The following is a 16,530-nucleotide window of genomic DNA, read 5'->3' on the forward strand; positions in this document are numbered from 1 at the left end:
GTTGGCGCCGGCCGCGAACACCTCCAGGCGGCCGTCCGCCGACCGCGTGGACACCACCCGCCCCGACTTCGCCGGATACACCAACGGCGCCGGGCGGGGGCCGGATCCCGGCGTGCAGGGCATGGTGACGCCGCGGTCCGCGAGGTAGGGGATCGGGTCGGTGCGCACGCTCGCGTCGGGGTCGGCCCAGACCCGCAGGTGCAGGTGCGGGCCGCTGGACTCGCCCTCACTGCCCATCAGGGCGATCTGCTGACCGGCCGTCACGTGGTCGCCGACGGCCACGTCCCGCTCGCGCATGTGGCCGTACTCGGTGATGGTCCCGTCGGGGTGCAGGACGCGGATCCACTGGCCGTAGCCCTGTGCCGGTCCGGAGGCCATCACCTGGCCTTCGCCGACAGCGTAGATCGGGGTGCCGTAGTCGTTGGCGATGTCGATGCCGTTGTGCTCCGGGGTGTAGCCCTGGGAGATGTACCCGGCGGCGGGGCAGGAGGCCGCGAACCCGGCGACCGCGGCAGGGGCGGCTTCGGCGGGGACGGTCGGTACGGTGATCGGCAGCAGCAGGGAAGCGGTGGCCAGGACCAGGCGCGAGGCGCGGCGGGAGAGGGAGGGGAACACCGGGGAGCCCCTCACGCCTTGCGCAGGCGGTCGATGATGCCGTCGATGTCCTGCCGCATCAGGTCGGGCCGGATGACGTGGCCGCCGGGCACCTCGTGCGAGTCGTGCGGGATGCCGGCCCGGTCCAGCAGGGAGCGGAACTCCCGCTGCCCGGCCAGGACCTGGGGCTCGTTGACGCTGCTGAACCAGTCGACCGGGTCGGGGCTGGTGCCGGCCACCAGGAAGACCCGCTTGTTGCGGTAGCTCTCGATCCGCTCCACCGGGTTGTCGGCGCTCACCCGCGCCTGGTCCCAGAGCGGCACGCCGTAGATCGTGCCGCCCGCCAGGTCCAGCGCGGCGGAGGAGGCGTTGGCCCAGTGCGCGACCAGGCCGCCGTCCCGGCGCAGGCTGGCCGGGCCGGAGTGGGCGCTGACCGAGGCGAAGTGGCCGTAGTACTTGGCGGCGTACTTCAGCGCGCCGAAACCGCCCATCGAGAAGCCGGACACCGCGCGGCCGTCGTAGTCGGCGAAGGTGCGGAAGTTCGCCTCGACCCACGGCAGCAGCTGGTTGATGTGGAACTCCTCCCAGTTGCGCGGGCCCACGTTGGAGCTGACCGGGTTGGAGTACCAGCCGGCGTGGCCGCCGTCCGGCATCACCACGATGATCGGCTTGCCGGCGGTCCAGTCGCGCACGCCCATCCGGTCGAAGGTGATGAAGTCCTGGTCGGTGCCGCCGCCGTGGAACAGGTACAGCACCGGATAGGTGCGCCCGCTCGTCCGGTAGTCGTCCGGCAGCAGCACGTTCACGCCGGGGTTCCAGCCGATCGCGGAGGTCTGGAAGCGGTAGTACCACATCCGCGGGTCGCTCTCGTTGCGGTCCACGATGGTCAGACCGAAGTCGTTGTCGGCGGCCGCGGCGGGCCTCGCCGACGCCAACTGGCCCGCGGTGCCGAGCGCCAGCGCGGCGCCGAGCCCGCCGACGGACTTGAGGATGCCCCTACGGGTGGGGTGGTGCGCGGTCAACCTGACCTCCTGGGAACGCGTGACGGCGGTCCGTCCCGGACCGCCCGGTGCCGAGCGGTTGGGACAGTAGCCACGCGCCGCGCCGCGCAGAACCCGGAACCATACGGACTGACAGGAACGGAGCGGGCGTACTCGCGCCGCACCCCCGAGCTGTGCGGGTCGTCCGTGGGGCGGATCGGGTGAAGCCGGGCAAAGGCGGGGTCAAGCCGGTGAAAGCTGGAAGCCGACTGGGAATCAGCTGGATCGAGGCCTCATCAAGTCACTTGGCTGGAACCGACAGTTCACTGTCGGGGTCTTGTCGGTGCATTTTCTACGCGCGTATCTTGAGGGCGTCGCGGGGGCGCGATCCGGTCCTCGCTTTCTCTCCTCTTCCTTCCACGCGAGTAGCGTCCGCTGCCCGAGCCAGGAGCCATGCCCCGGTGACCACCGCCCCCGCACCCCGCCCCCGCAGAACCACCCTGCTGCGCGCCGCCGTCATCCCGGCCGCGCTGGCCGTCTCGCTGGTGCTCGTCCCGCTGCCGCTCGCCGGTGCCGCCGGCGCGGCCGCCGCCCCGCCCGCGCCGACCGAGACGGGACCGCTGCGGATCCACGACGTCCAGGGCACCACCCGGATGTCCCCGCAGGCCGGAAAGCCCGTCACCGGCGTGCCCGGCACCGTCACCGGAGTGCGCGCGTACGGCAGCGTCAAGGGCTTCTGGCTGCAGGACCCGAACCCGGACGCAGATCCCGCCACCAGCGAGGGCATCTTCGTCTACACCGGAGGAAACCCGACCGTGAAGGTCGGCGACTCGGTCCTGGTGAGCGGCAAGGTCAGCGAGTACTACCCGAACTACTCCGGTGGCTCGCAGTCCATCACCGAACTCACCGGCCCCGCCGTCACGGTGCTCTCCGCGGGCAACCCGCTGCCCGCGCCCGTGGTCGTGGACACCCGCAACATCCCCGGCGCCTACGCCCCGCCGGCCGGGCCCGACGGCAGCATCGACGCCGGGCGGCTGAACCCGGAGAGGTACGCCCTGGACTTCTACGAGTCGCTGGAGGGCATGCTCGTCCAGGTCAAGGACGTCCGGGTGATCCAGGCGACCGACAAGTACAACGAGCTGTGGGTCGCCGCCGACCGGCAGGACCAGCGCAGCAAGCGCGGCGGCGTGTTGTACGAGTCCTACCGGGAGCCCAACGTCGGCCGCCTGATGGTGCAGCAGCAGGCGCCCGTCTCCCAGCAGCCCTTCCCGGTGGCCAACGTCGGCGACGAGCTGACCGGCACCACCACCGGCCCGCTGGACTACAACCAGTTCGGCGGCTACACCCTGGTCGCCGGGACGATGGGCACCCTCAAGGACAACCACCTCCAGCGCGAGGTCACCGCCAAGGCCACCGACGGCGAACTCACCATCGCCACCTACAACGTGGAGAACCTGGCCGCCACCAACCCGGACGCCAAGTTCGCCGAGCTGGCCCAGGGGATCGTCACCAACCTGCGCTCGCCCGACATCGTCGCCCTGGAGGAGATCCAGGACGACAACGGCGCCAAGAACGACGGCACCGTCGACGCGAGCCGGACCGTGGCGAAGTTCCTCGCCGCGATCGAGGCGGCCGGCGGTCCCGCGTACGACTGGCGCTCGGTCGACCCCCAGGACGGCAAGGACGGCGGCGAGCCCGGCGGCAACATCCGCCAGGTCTTCCTGTTCAACCCCCAGCGGGTCTCCTTCACCGACATCCCCGGCGGCGCCGCCACCACCGCCGTCGGCGTCACCGGCACCGGCGCCGCCGCCGCGCTGACCGCCTCGCCCGGCCGGATCGAGCCGGCCGACGAGGCCTGGACCAACAGCCGCAAGCCGCTGGTCGGACAGTTCTCCTTCCGCGGCCAGAAGGTCTTCGTGATCGCCAACCACTTCAACAGCAAGGGCGGCGACCAGGGCATCGACAGCCGCTTCCAGGCCCCGACCCGCAGCTCCGAGGTGCAGCGGCTCAAGCAGGCCACCGTCGAGCAGGCCTTCGTCGCCCGACTGCTGGCCGCCGACGAGCAGGCCCGGATCGTTTCGCTCGGCGACTACAACGACTACCAGTTCTCGCCCGCGCTGGCCGCGCTCACCAAGGACGGCGTGCTGCGCGACCTGGTGAACGAACTGCCGGAGACCGAGCAGTACTCGTACGTGTACCAGGGCAACTCGCAGGTGCTGGACCACATCCTGGTCAGCCCCGAGGTCGGCCGTGCCAAGTACGACGTGGTGCACATCAACGCCGAGTTCGCCCAGCAGGCCAGCGACCACGACCCGCAGGTGGTCCGGATCAAGCCGTGAGCCCGCGGCCGCGGTGCCCCGGGACCGAGCCCTGGGCCCGCGGCTATAGTGCCTCCGCTGCCGGTGATCACCGGCAGCGGAGGCCTTTTCGCACACGGGGGACGGCATGGAGTACCGGATCGAGCGGATCGGCCGGGAGGACTGGCAGCGGCTGCGCGCCATCCGGCTGGCCCAACTCCTGGACACGCCAATGGCGTTCGGCGAACCCTACGAGTACGCCCGGATCCAGGGCGAGGGCAACTGGCGGGCCCGGACGGACTGGCTGAACGAGCCGGGCCGGATCGGCCTGGTCGCCGTGGACGGGACCGACCAGTGGGTCGCCACCATGCTCTCGACCCCCAGCATCAAGGCCGAGACCGTCGACCTGATCGGCGTCTGGGTCGACCCGGCGCACCGCGGCCGCGGACGCGGCGTCGCCGACGCCCTGCTGGACGCCGTCATCGCCTGGGCCCGGGACGGCGGGGCCAAGTGGATGCTGCTCGGCGTCCACGAGGCCAACCACCGCGCCGCCGCCTTCTACCGGCGGCGCGGCTTCACCTACACCGGCGGCGAGACGCCGTACGTGCTGGACGAGGCCGCCCGGATCCTGGAGATGCGTCTGCCGCTGGACTAGGGCACCACGTAGTCCGCCAGGTGCTCGCCGGTCAGCGTCGAGCGGGCCGCGACCAGCTCGGCCGGGGTGCCCTCGAAGACCACCCGCCCGCCGTCGTGCCCGGCGCCCGGGCCGAGGTCGATGATCCAGTCCGCGTGCGCCATGACCGCCAGGTGGTGCTCGATCACGATCACCGACTTGCCGGAGTCCACCAGCCGGTCCAGCAGGCCGAGCAGCTGCTCGACGTCCGCCAGGTGCAGACCGGTGGTCGGCTCGTCCAGGACGTAGACCCCGCCCTTGTCGCCCATGTGGGTGGCCAGCTTCAGCCGCTGCCGCTCACCGCCGGACAGCGTCGTCAGCGGCTGGCCGAGGCTCAGGTAGCCGAGGCCGACGTCCGCGAGCCGCTCCAGGATCCGGTGCGCGGCCGGCAGCTTCGCCTCCCCGGCGCCGAAGAACTCCTCCGCCTCGGTCACCGACATCGCCAGCACCTCGCTGATGTCCCGGCCGCCCAGCCGGTACTCCAGCACCGAGGCCTGGTAGCGCCTGCCCTCGCAGTCCTCACAGGTGGACGCCACCCCGGCCATCATCGCCAGGTCGGTGTAGACCACGCCCGCGCCGTTGCAGGTGGGGCAGGCGCCCTCCGAATTGGCGCTGAACAGGGCCGGCTTCACGTCGTTCGCCTTGGCGAAGGCCTTGCGGATCGGGTCGAGCAGCCCGGTGTAGGTGGCCGGGTTGCTGCGCCGGGAGCCCTTGATCGAGCCCTGGTCGACGTACACCACGGCCTCGTCGGCGGGGATCGAGCCGTGGATCAGCGAACTCTTCCCCGAGCCCGCGACCCCGGTGACCACGGTGAGCACCCCGAGCGGGACGTCCACGTCCACGTCCCGCAGGTTGTGGGTGTCCGCGCCGCGGATCGCCAGCTTGCCGGTGGGCGTACGGACCGCCGCCCGCAGCGCCGTCCGGTCGGACAGGTGCCGGCCGGTCACGGTGCCGCTCTCGCGCAGCCCGGCCACGCTGCCCTCGAAGCAGACCGAACCGCCCGCCGCACCGGCCCCGGGGCCCAGGTCCACCACGTGGTCGGCGATCGCGATGGTCTGCGGCTTGTGCTCCACCACCAGCACCGTGTTGCCCTTGTCCCGCAGCCGCAGCAGCAGGTCGTTCATCCGGCTGATGTCGTGCGGGTGCAGGCCGGTGGTGGGCTCGTCGAAGACGTACGTGGTGTCGGTGAGCGAGGAGCCCAGGTGGCGGATCATCTTGACCCGCTGCGCCTCGCCGCCGGAGAGGGTGCCGGAGGGGCGGTCCAGGGAGAGGTAGCCGAGGCCGATCTCCACGAAGGAGTCCAGCACCTGCTGGAGCGCGGTGAGCAGCGGCGCCACCGACGGTTCGTCCAGCGCGCGGACCCAGTCGGCGAGGTCGCTGATCTGCATCGCGCAGGCGTCGGCGATGCTGATCTTCCCGATCTTCGAGGAGCGGGCGGCCGCGCTCAGCCGGGTGCCCTCGCACTCCGGGCAGGCGGTGAAGGTGACCGCACGCTCCACGAAGGCCCGGATGTGCGGCTGGAGGGCGTCCTTGTCCTTGGACAGCATGGACTTCTGGAGTTTGGGGACCAGGCCCTCGTAGGTGACGTTGACCCCGTTGACCTTGACCTTGGTCGGCTCGCGGTGCAGGAAGTCCTGGAGCTCCTTCTCGGTGTACTCGCGGATCGGCTTGTCCGGGTCGAGGATGCCCGAGTTGGCGTAGACGCCGACCGTCCACCAGCTGTCCGGCTTCCAGCCCGGGATCAGGATCGCGCCCTCGGCGAGCGACTTGGTGTCGTCGTAGAGCTGGGTGAGGTCGATGTCGGAGACGCTGCCCCGGCCCTCGCAGCGCGGGCACATGCCGCCGGTGATGCTGAAGCTGCGCCGCTCCTTGACCGTCCGGCCGCCGCGTTCGTAGCTGATCGCGCCGGCCCCGCTGACCGAGGGGACGTTGAAGGAGAAGGCCTTGGGGGAGCCGATGTGCGGGGTGCCGAGCCGGCTGAACAGGATGCGCAGCATCGCGTTGGCGTCGGTGGCGGTGCCGACGGTGGAGCGCGGGTCGGCGCCCATCCGCTGCTGGTCGACGATGATCGCGGTGGTCAGCCCCTCCAGGACGTCCACCTCGGGGCGGGCCAGGGTGGGCATGAAGCCCTGGACGAAGGCGCTGTAGGTCTCGTTGATCAGCCGCTGCGACTCGGCGGCGACGGTGTCGAAGACCAGTGAGCTCTTGCCGGAGCCGGACACCCCGGTGAACACCGTCAGCCGGCGCTTGGGGATGTCGACGCTGACGTCCTTGAGGTTGTTCTCGCGGGCGCCGTGCACCCGGATCAGGTCGTGGCTGTCGGCGACGTGCGGCTCGGGCATCGTTTCTCTTCGCTCCCTGGCGGACGGGCGGGTTCTCCGGACGGGCGGGTTCTCCGGGCGGACGGGTCGGGGGCCGCCCCGGCCCGTGGCGGTCGGGGCGGACCCGGGCGACTCAGCGCACTTCGTTGAAGCGGACCATGTTGCCCGCCGGGTCGCGGAAGGCGCAGTCGCGGATTCCGTACGGCTGCAGGGTCGGCTCCTGGACGAGCTCCGCGCCGCCGGACTTCAGCCGGTCGAACACCCCGTCCAGGTCGGCAGTGGCGAGCACCAGCCGGGCGTACGTCCCCTTGGCCATCATCTCGGTGATGGTACGCCGCTCGTCCTCGGTGATGCCCGGGTCCGCGAACGGCGGCTCCAGCACCAGCGAGACGCCGGGCTGGTTCTCGGGGCCGACGGTGATCCACCGCATCGGGCCGCCGCCGACGTCCTGGCGGACCTCGAAGCCGAGCAGGTCGCGGTAGAAGGCCAGGGAGGCCTCGGGGTCGGTGTGGGGGAGGAAGGTCCAGTGAATGGTGATGTCGTTCATGACCGCAACGCTAGGCGCGGCGCCCGGGCGGGCGCTTCTCGAATCCTGATCGGTCTGCGCCCGGGGCGCCGCCCGCCACGCCCCGGCTCGGCGTCCGGAGCGGGCGCCCCGGCCCGCCGTTCAGGCGCGGCAGCGGAGCAGCTCCAGCGGCGGGTGGGCGAGCGCGTCCGCCCAGAAGTCCTCGCCGTACTCACGCAGGCCCTCCTCGGAGATCCGCAGCGGCACCCACTCCCCGGCGATCATTTCGCTGGAGATGTCGATCCCGAGCACCTCCGCGGCCCCGCGCCGCCGGAGCTTCCGGCTGTAGAAACCGGTGCCGCACGCCAGGTCGAGGACGGTCTTGCCGCGCCCGTCCCCGACCAGCGCCAGGACGCTCGGCACCTCCCCGTAGCGCACCAACGGCAGGGCCTTGAAACCCTCGAACGCCTCGCCGATCCGGTCGTACTGCTGCACACTCATCGCGCCGTCCTCCCCTGTGGTCGGCCCTGTTCGGCCGTCTGCCGCGGCCACGGCCCAGGACGCGCCGTGGCCTCCGCCGGGAAGTCTTCCGCAGCCCGGCGGGGCCGGCGCACTGGCAGAAGCCACGAATCAGCGGCGGCGGGCGAGGTGCGCCGTGATGTCGGCGTCCAGTTCGGCGCGCTCCGGCAGCACCGCCAGGATCCGGCGGAACACCTCCTCCCGCGCGGCCTCCGGCAGCACGAGGTAGGCCGAGACGGTCGACAGCAGGCCGACGTACTCCTGCGCGCTCTTCGTCAGACGCTGCTCGAACACGGTCTGTCGGACGTCGGCGAAGAACGCTCGGAGCCGCAGTTCGGTGCCGGGCCACCGGAGTTCCCGCTCCGGCGGCGTCCCGTCCGGGGCGGGGAGTTCGTCGCTCTCCAGGAACGGCGCCCGCGCCGTCCGGACGGCCTCCTCGACGGCCGGGTCGGCGGGCCGGACCGGCCCGCCGAAGCAGGCGAACACCCCGCCCGGCTCCAGCAGCCCGGCGATCCGCTCCCAGCGGCCCTCCGGCCGCGTCCAGTGAAGCGAGGCCGCCGCGTAGACCAGGTCGTACCGCTCGCCCGGCGCCAGCTCCTCGAACGCCGAGCGCACCGTCCGGACGCCCGCCGGCGCGTTCCGGCGCAGTTCGGCGAGCATGGCGGCGTCGGGCTCGGTCGCGGTGACGGCGACGCCGCGCCCGGCGAACAGCCGGGTGGCCTTGCCCGTCCCCGCGCCGATCTCCAGGGCCGTCCGCACCGGCCGGCCCGCGTACTCCGCGACCAGCGAGAAGAGCTCCGCGGGATACCCGGGCCGGTACCGCTCGTAGGCTTCCGCCACCGTTCCGAAACTCAGCGCACGCTCAGGCATCCCGGTCTCCCGGCAACGCCAGCCACTCCTGCCAGGTGATGTCGCGCCCCGGGAAGCGCGGCCGCCGGAAAGGCCAGTCGGCGGCGATCCACTGCGGCACCAGGGCGTCCAGCGCCCGCTCGACCTCGCTGCCGACCAGCTCGTCCACCACCCACCAGGAGATCTCGCCGTCGGCACCGGCCCGCCCCGGGGGATCGATGTACACGCAGCCGCGCACCGCCGTCTCGGCCCGGTCCAACAGCACGTAGTTGAACGACTCGTGCGCGGCGATCTCCCTCTCGTGCCGCGCCAGGTCCACCCGGTTCGCCTCCGGCGTCATCGTCTCCGACGGCCATCCCCAGGCCGGCCCGAAGATCTCGAACAGCCGCTCGCGCGACCCCATCACGGCCGGGTAGTCCATCGGCGCGTCCGCCTCCCGGATCGGCCGCAGGTGGTGGGCGCCGCCGGGCAGCGGGACGTGGACGGGGTGGACGAAGTCAGCAGGCAGCCAGGTCATGGCGCCGAGGCTATCCAGCGGCGAGCCGTGGGCGCGCGGAATATCGCTCCCTGTCCTTGCGCCGGACGGAACGGCCTGCTGCGACCGAAGACACGAACTCCCGCCGGCGCTATGTTGAGTCGGTCTCACGGCGACCGGCGCAGGAGAGGGGCGGGACACGTGGCAGAGCATCGACCGGACGGCAACAAGCCACCGAGGGGCGACCGGATCGTGCTCGTGATCCTGACGCTCCTGCTGGTGCCCTTCATCCTGTTCTTCCTGTGGGTCTGGATATCCGGCACGGGACCCTGGGGAAGCGCCGACACCCCTCCCGGCCCCGGCCACATCTGAGGCCACGGCCTCGCCACCCACCGTTGGTCGCCGTTCACCGCTGTGACTGCCGCCGATAGTTGGCCACTGTCGGCGACAGTTGGCCACTCCGCTGGTCGATCGCTCTGAGTGACCGTGTGACTCAGCAAGCTAACTGTCGTGTCAGCAGGGAATCTGTCGTCCAGGGTCAGTGTCGATCTCGCCGATTGTGACTGAGCGTTTCAGGTGGCCGACGAGCATTTGATCTGGCCGCCTGAGCGTTCGGCTCGCGGGCAGTGCCTTCTTCGGTCAGATCGCAGCTTGGAACGACGGGTGGAGCTGTGGGTGAGATCGGGGTCTTCATCCGCTGCCAGGTCCCCGGTGACCACTGGGCGGCAGCCCTTCCGTTCGAAGCTGATCTCCTCGGCGACGAGCCGATGTTCATACCCGTTGCCCACTGCGACCGGACGAAGCCGGCCACCCAGAAATCAACTGGGCGACCGATTCCAATCATGCAAGGATGCCTGTTCAGGACAGGGAGGCGGGGTGCTATGGGGCTGGACTACAGCTACGAGATCTTCATGCCCCCTCGGAACGTTGCGAGGGCGCTGACCCGGCTGGCCGAGCTCGCCCCCCAAGGCCGCGACACGCCGCCGCTTCCGGTGACCCTGCCGAGCGGAGAGCGGTTGATCGTGCCGTTCACCTCGAAGTTCAAAAGCGAACCGGTCGACTGTTCAGCAGGCGGCTCGCTCGAACTGGACACCTCGATCGTCATCGGCGTTGACGACGCGGTGCGCGAGTTTTTCCTCCGCGATTCCGACAGGATCGACGAGCAGGGACGAGTGTCGGTCGGGTACGTCTACTTGACGGTCAGGTTCTCGCCCGCATGGCACCCGAACTTTGCGTCACTGCAGTTCACAGCCGCTACCTCAAGCATGAGTCGGATGTTCGTGCAGTCCGCGAGCGTCAGGAAGGTGTTCACCGACCTCACCGCCACCAGCGGTGGTGTGTGCTGCCTCCTTGACACCGAGACCGAGATCTTCGACATCTGCTGGCTCAACGGTGAGACGTTCAGCGGCGAGACTGTTCCTGGCGCCCGTTTCTCGCACTTCCACGATCTCGTCGCCGCCTGGCGCGAGCCGATGGAGTAGAACGGGGAACTGCCCCCGCACGGCACACCCTGCCCGGTCAACGCTCAACTGACCAACTGACCAACTGACCAACTGAAGCACTCAGTCACAGACCGCAGCGGGCTCGGCGATTGACCTGACCGCGCCCTTGCCGTACGGCAGGATGCAGAGTCGTGATCAGCACTTCGCGCATACCTATGCCGGGCCAAGTCTGGAGCCTGGCAGCACACGACTCCTCGGGCCCTCTTTATGTAACGAGCTACGGGTCGGAGATCCTCGAAACAGCTCTGTCTGCGATCGACCAGGCCGGCGCGACGTTGTGGCAACGGACCTTTCCCGGAACCGGACATCCACGGTCCCGCATGTCACCGCAAGGCGTGCTCTGGCTGGCGCGTCCCGGAGAAGAAGGCCCTTCACTGGAGCTGGTCGATCCCGATGGTGCCACGATCAATGTGCTCGTCCCTGAGTGCCTGCCGGGCGAGGAGATCGGCGAGTTTGTGGTGCTGGACGACGGCTTCTGCATCTCATGGGTTGCCGCACATCCTGTGCTCCGAGGCGGGGCTCCGTATCGCGAGCCGCGCGTGGCTCGGTACAGCAGTGATGCCAACTGCCTTTGGTCAACGCCGATCAGCCTTGGATCAGTCTCCTATGCAGGCGTGCTGGAGATGGGCGTCGAGACCAACTGGGAGACTCGCCCCAAGCGGTCGTGGGTGCCGGAGGTAGTCGACGTCGCCCATTGGGAACCGCTGTTGGTGTCCGGCGATCGAGTGGCTGCCAGCTTTGAGGATCCCCGCGGAGGAATCGGCGCGACCTCCATCCTGGACCTGGCGACCGGCACCGTAGTCAGCTCGACGATGCCCCTGCCAACGGGCCGGAAGGCGATCGCTGGACCTGGGGAGTTCCTCATTGGCGCCCAGGGATACGGCGAGTTCAGTACCGCTCGCTATGACCGCGACGGCGATCAGGTCGCCCGCTGGAGCAGTCACGGTGCCATGGTCGTAGGCCCATCCGGGGAGATCCGTGGTCCCGAACTTGAGAACCGTCTGCCGTCGCGTTCGAGGTTCCGCGAACTGACTGGAACAGGCGACCTGGCCGACGGCCCCACTTTGACGGGCTACTACACCTCCTACCCCGCCATCGACTCTGCGGGGACCGCTGTGTTCTGGCGGGACGGCAAGCTGCTGGCCATCAACTCACGTATGGAAGAAAAGGAGTACTTCGCAGGCTCGGACTCCCGGAATGTCCTGAGCCGTACGCTGCTTCTCGACGCCGGAACCGTCGCCGTCGCACTGCACAGCGAGTTGTGGTTGTTCCGCACTCCACTCGGCCCCCTCGCGTCCAGCGCCTGGCCCTGCGGCGATGGGAATCTCCACGGAAACCCAGTCTTCCGCCTTCACTCGATTGGGTGATAATCCCCAGGTCGGCGGGGGAAGTTCGTAGTTCCTGCTCCTGCATGCCCCGCGAAGATGGTGTCGTATTCGCGTGAGTACGCAAACCGGGTCCTGGGCTCGTTCAGATGTCTGTGGCCTGGAAGCGCTGATCCGAGTCCATGCTGGCGATGCAGAACTCCGTGATCAGCTTGCTCTCGGGGCGGGCTGGCTGCGTCAGTGGACGACCACGTGGCTGTTCGACGGCGACCAGGTGGTCTGTCCGGTCCGGGACCTGGATTCGGTGCCGGCTCTGTCGTCGCAGCCAGTGCGGCGCTTCACGTGGCGGGCTCGGCAACGGCACCGCCCCGGGCTTGAGTTCATGGTCTCGACCGGGCGTCATCATGGCTTCGAGTCTCTGGAGGAACGGGATCTGCTTCGCGCGCTGGACTTCGTGCGGGTGGTGGAGGTGCTGCCGCAGCCGTTCCGACTGGCCTTCACCCACACTGGCGGCCACGCGGCACACATTCCGGACTTCCTTGCGGTGATGCCGGATGGCGGGCGGTGGCTGTTCGATGTCCGGCCCGCCGGACTGATCAAGGACGACGACGCGTTGAGGTTCGCCGCTACTCGGGAGGTGGCAGCTGCGGCCGGATGGCACTACAGCGTGGTGGCGGGCTGGCAGCCGCACGTTGTCAGCGTGCTGGACACATTGGTGTCCCGACGCCGGCCGCGCAAGGACCCTCTGGGCTTGCAGAGGGCGCTGTTGGACGTCGCGGCCGAGGGTCCCTTGCCCTTCGCGGACTTGGTGGAGTCCACCCCGTGGCCGGCGCTGGCGCGAACGGAAGCAATCCATTTGCTTTGGCATCGTCGACTCGGCCTGAACCTGGGCGAGCCGTTGAGAGACCGCTCTGTGATCTGGCTGGCCGCTCAGCGAACGATTCCCCGTCAGGGGAAACAGCCGTGAACCGCGGGCTACTGATCCTGACCCCCGGAGTCCAACTGGAGCTGAACAGTGGCACCTGGACCGTCGAGGAAATCGAGCCTCACCTCGGCCGGGTCGTCCTGGTAGCTGGAGACGGCGAGCGCCAGCGGCGACCGTTGCGCTGGTTGATGAACCACCCGGGCCTCCGCGCCCTCCCGTCAGCCGATGCCCCAAGCCGCTCCAGCAGCAGCCGGCGGAGCGCGGTGCTGTCCGACCTCACTGATGATCAGTTGAAGAGAGCCCGGATCCGGGCCGAGCATGTGCTGGAGGCGGAGACCGGATACCGGGGCGGTCACTTCTCCAGGACTCTGCCTCACGAGCCGCGGCCAGCCTACGATCCGGCGACCACCACGCTGAGCGAGCGGCGGCGGGCCAAGTCTGAGGAACTGCAGGGCCTGGTCGCCAGCGAGGCGGAGGCACTCGGGCTTCGCTTCATGAGCGAGCGCACGCTGCGGCGCCTGTCCCGATACTCAGGTGAGGATCTGGTGCTGGCCTGCGCGGACGGCCGCTGGCTGCGGGCGGGCGGCGGCCACCCGAGCATTACCGAGGAAATCCGCGAGGCGATCTTCGCAGTCCGGGAGGAGTTTCTTCGGCGTTCGCGAATGAGCATGCTGGCACGGCATCGCCTGATGCATCAGTACGTCCACGAGGTGTTTCCAGAATTTCCGCTGGAAGACGTGCCCGGCCGAACGGCGTTCACGGCCGTCTGGCGGGAGTGGTTCGGCCCTGACGGGTCACGGCAGAGATACGTTCGCACTGCTCAAGTCGCAGAAGCCGGTCGCCGGATGGTGGTTCACCGTCCGGGACAGGTAGTCGCACTGGACAGCACGCCGCTACCGGTGAAGGTACGTGAATCGGTGTTCGGCGAGCCGGTATCGGTGGTGCTCTCGCTGGCGCTGGATCTCTACACGCACTCGATCGTCGCTTTCCGATTGACGCTGGTGTCGGACACGTCGGTCGACATCGCGATGCTGCTACGAGATGTGATGATGCCGCTGCCGATGCGCGAAGGCTGGGACCAGGACATGGAGTGGCCCTATCCGGGCGTCCCGGCGACGCTGGTGGCGGAGTTCGCGGGGCATCGGGTTGCCGCACTGCCGTTCTTCGCGCCGGAGACGGTCACCACAGATCACGGCGGCCCCTACCGGAACCATCACATCGTCGCTGCCGAGCGGGCTCTGGGCTGCAGCATCCTGCCGGCTCGGACGCTTCGGGCCCACGACAAGTTCGCTGTGGAGCGGGCGTTCTCCTCGATCAAGACGCTCCTGTTGGAACACCTGCTCGGCTTCACCGGCACGGATGTCGCCGATCGCGGCGCCGACCCGGAAGCGGATGCGGTGTTGACGATGATCCAGATGGAGCACGTGATCGCGACCTGGATCGTCAAGATCTGGCAGAACCGGGTGCTGGGCGAGTACGCACCGTCCTGGGGACCGGGCGAGAAACACAGCCCGAACTCGCTGTTCGCGGCAGCCATTCAGCAGAGTGGCCTCGACCTTGAGATTCCCGATCCCAAGCTCTACTACAAGATTCTCCCGGCCCACCACGTGAAGATCCATCAAGGCCGGGGAGTGAAGATCCTCGGGCTTTGGTATTACGACGCGGTCTTGGGCGAGGACCGGTTCAAAGGCCCGTCGATGCGCGGTGGCCGGCACAAGGGGAAGTGGGTTGTCCGCTCGGACCGACGGGACCGCCGCACAGTATTCTTCCAAGACCCTGACGATCCCGAGCGGTGGCATCCCCTGCGCTGGACCGGGCTGCCTCCCGAAGGCGAGGTTCCGGCATTCTCGGACGCCAACGTTCAAACCCTGCTCGGCGAGGTCCGGCGTCGTCGGCTTGCGCCGCGATCGGACGCTGAGCTTCTGCCGGTTCTGCTCGACATCCTCGGCTCAGCGATCCCGGTCAGCCAGTGGCCGTCACAGATGAGCAAGCGAGAGAAGACCTCCCGTTCTCGCCGGGCAGCTCAGGCTGCACAAGCTGCTGTCGACCGGCCCAAGCAGCCAAGAGCGGAACCGGCCACGGACACCCGGCCTGACACCGAGGCGACGATCGTCGCCTGGCCCCTCCAGGCGAGCAGTGTCGAGGAGGCAGTCGACGCCGACCGGCGTCGTCGTCGTGAGGCCGTTGTCCAAGACCGGCAGGCGCCGCCGCCGCGACTTGGTGAGGCCCTTCGACAGCGGAATCTGTTCCTGCTGCCGGACGACGACCAACCCGAGATTGAGCTGACCGGGGAGAACGTGTGACCGATCCCAACTCGCCAGGAGCTCTCGCCGAGCTGCTAACGCGAAAACCGCCCCGGCGAGACACTTTCGAAGGCTGGCAGCACTACCGCACGACGCGCGGGACATTCGTGCCGGCACCGGAGCTGACGATCGACCAGTGGAGAGCGATGAGCCCACGTCGGCGGGCGGTCCACGATCTGCACCGCACTGCGACCCACGTGAACCTGCCACTGCAGGAGACGCCGATGTCGCTGAAGGTCTCCCGGCTCTTGAACCGGCGAATCAGCAACAACGCGCTGAAGTGGAACTCCTCCACGCATTCGGGCGTGATGATCAATGGCTTCGGCTATCAGGGCAAAACCGAGACGACCTGCGAAGTCGCCGCTGGGTTCGAGGATCGCTGGCTGGCGCTGAACGACTTCCTCAACCCGGGCGCGAAGCCCGGCACCCGGGCCCTGCATTCGCCCGTCGCATACGTCCAGACTCCGGTCACCGCGAAGCCCAAGAGCACCTGCGAAGCGATCCTGAGCTTCTTCGGCGCCGCCACCAAGGGGCTGACGCTTCCGCAGCTGGTTCAGCAGGTTGCAGCGTCGCTGGACGATCACGGCGTTCGCGCGCTCATCCTTGACGACATCACTCGGCTCCGCATGCACCGGGCCGATGACCAGGACGTCCTGGACCTCATCCGGGCATTCATGAGCATGAACGTCACCCTTGTCCTGGTCGGCGTCGACATTCCGGGCTCCGGCCTGCTGCGGGAGGCCATTTGGGACCCGAGGCAGCGGCAGTGGGTGATGCCGCCGTCCAAGCATGCCCGAGTCCATGGCCTGGAAGCCACCCAGACCGAACGCCGCTTCGACCTCGTCGAGCTGGACCCCTTCCGCTACACCACCCCAGTCGGCATCCAGGCCTTCCACCGCCACCTCGTCGGCCTGGAACAGAGCCTTCGCCTGTTCAACGCCGGTCCTGGCATGCTCACCGAGGCTGGGATGCCCGAGTACCTGATGCGCCGGACCGGCGGAGTGGTCGGGCTTTTGACGCGGTTGATCGAGGATGGCGCCCAGGAAGCCATCGACAGCGGGCGGGAACTTCTGGACGAGGCTCTCCTCGACGAGATCATCATTAGCCTCGACGACCCAGGCCGGGATCCCGATGCCGGAGAGATCCCCGTCATCGACGGCCTCAGCAACGGCCCTGGCACTGGGCCGGTGCCAGCGGGCGGCAAGCGCTCTCGCAACACCGTGTTCGACGATGGCGGTCCGCTGAGCGCCGCCGGGAGCTGA

15 protein-coding genes are annotated in these 16,530 nt (G+C 69.1%); 8 read left to right on the forward strand and 7 right to left on the reverse strand.

Annotated elements, in window-relative coordinates:
• Both ACH4J0_RS11410 and ACH4J0_RS11415 read right to left on the reverse strand, forming a co-directional pair.
• The coding region (locus tag ACH4J0_RS11410) for a M23 family metallopeptidase (RefSeq protein ID WP_396238659.1) at window positions 1–615 on the reverse strand (615 nt) is incomplete at its 3' end.
• 11 nt (window positions 616–626) lie between these two features.
• Window positions 627–1,616 (reverse strand): alpha/beta hydrolase, encoded by a 990-nt coding sequence (locus ACH4J0_RS11415; RefSeq protein ID WP_396238661.1) that lies wholly within the window; start codon window positions 1,614–1,616, stop codon window positions 627–629.
• Between the two features lie 419 nt (window positions 1,617–2,035).
• Here ACH4J0_RS11415 and ACH4J0_RS11420 point away from each other — a divergent pair, with 419 nt between their 5' ends.
• Window positions 2,036–3,913: an endonuclease/exonuclease/phosphatase family protein gene (locus ACH4J0_RS11420; RefSeq protein WP_396238663.1), complete on the forward strand. Its 1,878-nt coding sequence runs from the start codon at window positions 2,036–2,038 to the stop codon at window positions 3,911–3,913.
• 106 nt (window positions 3,914–4,019) lie between these two features.
• Window positions 4,020–4,526 carry a GNAT family N-acetyltransferase gene (locus tag ACH4J0_RS11425; protein ID WP_396238665.1) on the forward strand — a complete coding sequence of 169 codons (507 nt, stop codon included), beginning with the start codon at window positions 4,020–4,022 and terminating at the stop codon, window positions 4,524–4,526.
• On the opposite strand, the gene ACH4J0_RS11430 is transcribed toward ACH4J0_RS11425, so the two are convergent.
• The 5 genes from ACH4J0_RS11430 to ACH4J0_RS11450 form a co-directional block, all read right to left on the reverse strand.
• Window positions 4,523–6,886 carry an ATP-binding cassette domain-containing protein gene (locus tag ACH4J0_RS11430; RefSeq protein ID WP_396238667.1) on the reverse strand — a complete coding sequence of 788 codons (2,364 nt, stop codon included), beginning with the start codon at window positions 6,884–6,886 and terminating at the stop codon, window positions 4,523–4,525. The genes ACH4J0_RS11425 and ACH4J0_RS11430 overlap by 4 nt on opposite strands.
• Before the next feature lie 112 nt (window positions 6,887–6,998).
• Complete coding sequence (locus ACH4J0_RS11435; protein ID WP_396238669.1) at window positions 6,999–7,412, reverse strand: VOC family protein; 414 nt, start codon at window positions 7,410–7,412, stop codon at window positions 6,999–7,001.
• Window positions 7,413–7,532: 120 nt separating this feature from the next.
• Window positions 7,533–7,871 carry a class I SAM-dependent methyltransferase gene (locus ACH4J0_RS11440; RefSeq protein ID WP_396238671.1) on the reverse strand — a complete coding sequence of 113 codons (339 nt, stop codon included), beginning with the start codon at window positions 7,869–7,871 and terminating at the stop codon, window positions 7,533–7,535.
• 129 nt (window positions 7,872–8,000) lie between these two features.
• Window positions 8,001–8,759, reverse strand: a complete 759-nt coding sequence (locus ACH4J0_RS11445; RefSeq protein WP_396238673.1) for a class I SAM-dependent methyltransferase — start codon at window positions 8,757–8,759, stop codon at window positions 8,001–8,003.
• The gene (locus ACH4J0_RS11450) at window positions 8,752–9,255 is read right to left on the reverse strand and encodes an N-acetyltransferase (protein ID WP_396238675.1); all 504 of its coding nucleotides are present in this window, start codon (window positions 9,253–9,255) and stop codon (window positions 8,752–8,754) included. The genes ACH4J0_RS11445 and ACH4J0_RS11450 overlap by 8 nt, the downstream gene beginning before the upstream one ends.
• A 159-nt stretch (window positions 9,256–9,414) precedes the next feature.
• On the opposite strand from ACH4J0_RS11450, the gene ACH4J0_RS11455 reads away from it, so the two are divergent.
• The 6 genes from ACH4J0_RS11455 to ACH4J0_RS11480 all read left to right on the forward strand — a co-directional run bounded on the left by ACH4J0_RS11455 (window position 9,415) and on the right by ACH4J0_RS11480 (window position 16,530).
• The gene (locus ACH4J0_RS11455; protein WP_396238677.1) at window positions 9,415–9,585 is read left to right on the forward strand and encodes a hypothetical protein; all 171 of its coding nucleotides are present in this window, start codon (window positions 9,415–9,417) and stop codon (window positions 9,583–9,585) included.
• Window positions 9,586–10,094: 509 nt separating this feature from the next.
• On the forward strand, window positions 10,095–10,694 hold the full coding sequence (locus ACH4J0_RS11460) for a hypothetical protein (protein ID WP_396238679.1): 600 nt from the start codon (window positions 10,095–10,097) through the stop codon (window positions 10,692–10,694).
• 152 nt (window positions 10,695–10,846) lie between these two features.
• On the forward strand, window positions 10,847–12,082 hold the full coding sequence (locus ACH4J0_RS11465) for a hypothetical protein (RefSeq protein WP_396238681.1): 1,236 nt from the start codon (window positions 10,847–10,849) through the stop codon (window positions 12,080–12,082).
• A gap of 73 nt (window positions 12,083–12,155) precedes the next feature.
• Window positions 12,156–13,007, forward strand: a complete 852-nt coding sequence (locus ACH4J0_RS11470; protein WP_396238683.1) for a TnsA-like heteromeric transposase endonuclease subunit — start codon at window positions 12,156–12,158, stop codon at window positions 13,005–13,007.
• Window positions 13,004–15,268, forward strand: coding sequence for a transposase (locus tag ACH4J0_RS11475; RefSeq protein ID WP_396238685.1), 2,265 nt, complete (start codon window positions 13,004–13,006; stop codon window positions 15,266–15,268). Before ACH4J0_RS11470 ends, ACH4J0_RS11475 begins: the two co-directional genes overlap by 4 nt.
• The gene (locus ACH4J0_RS11480) at window positions 15,265–16,530 is read left to right on the forward strand and encodes an AAA family ATPase (RefSeq protein ID WP_396238687.1); all 1,266 of its coding nucleotides are present in this window, start codon (window positions 15,265–15,267) and stop codon (window positions 16,528–16,530) included. The genes ACH4J0_RS11475 and ACH4J0_RS11480 overlap by 4 nt, the downstream gene beginning before the upstream one ends.

This window comes from Kitasatospora sp. NPDC017646 (assembly GCF_044329365.1).
Classification (GTDB): Bacteria; Actinomycetota; Actinomycetes; order Streptomycetales; family Streptomycetaceae; genus Kitasatospora.